Raw genomic sequence first — 2,948 nt, forward strand, 5'->3', positions numbered from 1 at the left:
ACGGCAACCACGCTGCCGACGCGGCTGCGTGTGGACGACGGCGAGACGATAGTCATGGGCGGCTTCATCCGCAAGAACATCAGCGAGACCAAACGCAAGGTTCCGCTGTTGAGCGAGATCCCGGTTATCGGCAAGATCCTGTTCACCGGCACGAGCTACGACTACAGTGACTCGGAGTTGCTCATCTTCCTCACCGCCTACATTATGGCCGAGAAGAGCACGCAAGTCGGCGGCGCGCGGGAGGAGACACGCGTTCCCTTCATGAGCTTCCCGCTCGGACAGTGACCGCAGCGCTCTGAGCGTGCCTGGTATCAACCGAGGCGGCACTCCTGAAGGTGCCGCCTCTTCGCTGTCTGTGATGCGGCTCGCGCAGCTGCACGAGCCGCGCGCGTTTCAGCCGGAGCAGTCTGCCGTGGGCGGCGGCACCGACGGCACCGTTTCCAGTTCGAGCACGGTCGGCCGCGCGCCCCCAGGGGATGAGCGATGAGACTGGTGAGCGCAGGCGAGAGCCACGGGCGATGCCTGGTGGCGATCATCGACGGCGTGCCCGCGGGACTGGGGCTCACTGCTGCCGACATCAACCGCGACCTCAACCGCCGCCAGGGCGGCTATGGGCGCGGCGGGCGGATGCGCATCGAGCAAGACGCAGTCGAGATTCTGTCGGGCGTGCGCTTCGGCGAGACGATCGGCAGCCCGGTAGCCCTGCTCGTTGCCAACCGCGACTGGGAGAACTGGCGCGACGCCATGGCGGTCGCGGGCGAGCCCGCAGCGCCGCCGGTCACCGTCCCGCGGCCGGGGCATGCGGATTTCGCGGGCGCACTCAAGTACGGCCGGCGCGATATACGTGACGTGCTGGAGCGCGCGAGTGCCCGCGAAACCGCCGCCCGGGTCGCCGCCGGGGCGGTCGCGCGCAGGCTTCTTCGGGAGATCGGTATCGAAATCTGGAGCCGCGTGCTTGCCATCGGCGGCGCGCAGGCGCCGGATGATGAGCGTCCGTGGGACCAGTTGAGGGATGCCGCTGAGGCCTCGGACGTTGGCTGCGCCGACGGCGCGGCCGCAGCCGCGATGCGCGCGGAGATAGATGCCGCGCGCGACGCGGGAGACACCGTCGGCGGCGTGTTCGAAGTCACCGCGCAGGGCGTTCCGCTGGGACTGGGCAGCTACGCGCAATGGGATGCGCGCCTCGACGGCAGGTTGGCGGGCGCGATCATGAGCATCCCGGCGATCAAGGGAGTAGAGATCGGCCTCGGCTGCGGAGCCGCGCAGGCGCGGGGGAGCGCAGTGCACGACGAGTTCACGCCGGGGCCCGGCCCGGCAGGCGTCGCGCGGCGCACGAATCGCGCCGGAGGCATTGAGGGCGGCGTGTCCAACGGCGAGCCGGTGGTGCTCCGCGCGGCGATGAAGCCGATCCCGACGCTGACGCGGCCGTTGGATTCCGTGGACCTGTCGAGCGGGAAGCCGTCCCCGGCCCACGCTGAGCGGTCGGACGTGTGCGCCGTGCCGGCGGCGCGCGTCGTAGGCGAGGCGATGATGGCGCTTGTGCTCGCGGACGCCGTGACCGAGAAATTCGGCTGCGACACGGTGGCCGAGATCAAGCGCAACCTGGCGGGCTATCTGGATACGCTGAGCGGGGGGCGCTAGATGGGCAACATCGCCCTGATCGGCTTCATGGGCACCGGCAAGTCGGAGGTCGGCACGCTCGTCGCGCAACGGCTGGGCATGGAATTCGTTGACTGCGACGCGGTCATCGAAGAGCGCACCGGTCGCACCATCGCCGACATCTTCGAGCACTCAGGCGAGGAGCGCTTCCGCCGCATGGAGCGCCGCGAGATCGCGCGCGTCTCGCGCCAGTGGGGCAAGGTCGTGGCCACGGGCGGCGGCGCCCCCACGGATCCGGCCAACATGGCGGCGCTCAAGGGCGCGGGCATCGTCGTGTGCCTGAGCGCCCGTCCTGAAGTGATCTGGGAGCGCACTCGCGTCGCGGGCGAGCGGCCCCTGCTTGCGGTGCCCGATCCCCGCGCGCGCATCGGCGAGTTGCTTGCGGAGCGCCGCTCATGCTACGCGCAGGCGGACCTGACGCTGGACACATCCGACCTCACCGTCGAGCAAGCCGCCGAAGCCGTGATGACCATGCTGACCAAGGTCAGGGTGGAACTCGGCTCACGCAGCTACGACATCCTCGTTCGCCGCGGTGCCATGCAGGAAGTAGGACGGGCGGTGACGCGGGCGGCGCCGGGTAAGCGGGCAGCGGTCGTCGCCAACCCGCGCGTGCTTCAACTCTACGGCGAGCGCGCGAAGGCGGGTTTGGCACAGGCCGGAATCGATGCGGTCGAGATCGCGGTTCCGGCGGGTGAGTCGCAGAAGACGCTGCGGCGGATGGAGAAGGTGTTGCAGGCAATGCTCGACGGCGGGCTCGATCGCGCGTCGGCGGTCATCGCGCTCGGCGGCGGCGTTATCGGCGACCTCGCGGGCTTCGCCGCCGCAACGTACATGCGCGGCATACCGTACGTCCAGGTGCCCACGACGCTGCTGGCGCAGGTGGACAGCTCAGTGGGCGGCAAGGTCGGCGTCGACCTGCCCCAGGGCAAGAACCTCGCCGGCGCATTTCACCAACCGTCCGCCGTAGTCGCCGACCTCGACGCGCTGAGCAGCCTCCCCGCGCGCGAGTTCCGTCAGGGGCTCGCGGAGGTCGTCAAGTACGGGATCATCAGGGATCGCAGATTCTTCGAGTATCTCGAGGCGCGCCGCAGGCCGTTGCTGCGCCGCGACCCGGCAGTGTTGCTGCACGTCGTGCGGCGGTCGTGCGAGATCAAGGCCGGCGTCGTGGGCCGGGATGAGACCGAGCAGGGGCTGCGCGCCATTCTCCCCTCCGGCCACACGTTCGCGCACGCCCTGGCGACGTGGGGCGGGTATCGCGCCTATCGGCCCGGCGATGCGGTGGCGATCGG

The 2,948-nt window shown here is 69.9% G+C and carries 3 protein-coding genes; all 3 read left to right on the top strand.

The window, feature by feature from the left end; all coding sequences use genetic code 11:
• The coding region (locus JSV65_03795) for a hypothetical protein (GenBank protein ID UCH35484.1) at positions 1–285 on the top strand (285 nt) is incomplete at its 5' end.
• A gap of 198 nt (positions 286–483) precedes the next feature.
• A complete protein-coding gene (gene aroC, locus JSV65_03800; protein ID UCH35485.1) occupies positions 484–1,641 on the top strand; it encodes a chorismate synthase in 1,158 nt (385 codons plus the stop codon).
• Positions 1,642–2,948, top strand: a 1,307-nt coding sequence (locus tag JSV65_03805; protein ID UCH35486.1) for a bifunctional shikimate kinase/3-dehydroquinate synthase, incomplete at its 3' end; no start/stop codon positions are given. It lies immediately after the preceding gene.

Source organism: Armatimonadota bacterium, assembly GCA_020354555.1.
Taxonomy (GTDB): domain Bacteria; phylum Armatimonadota; class Hebobacteria.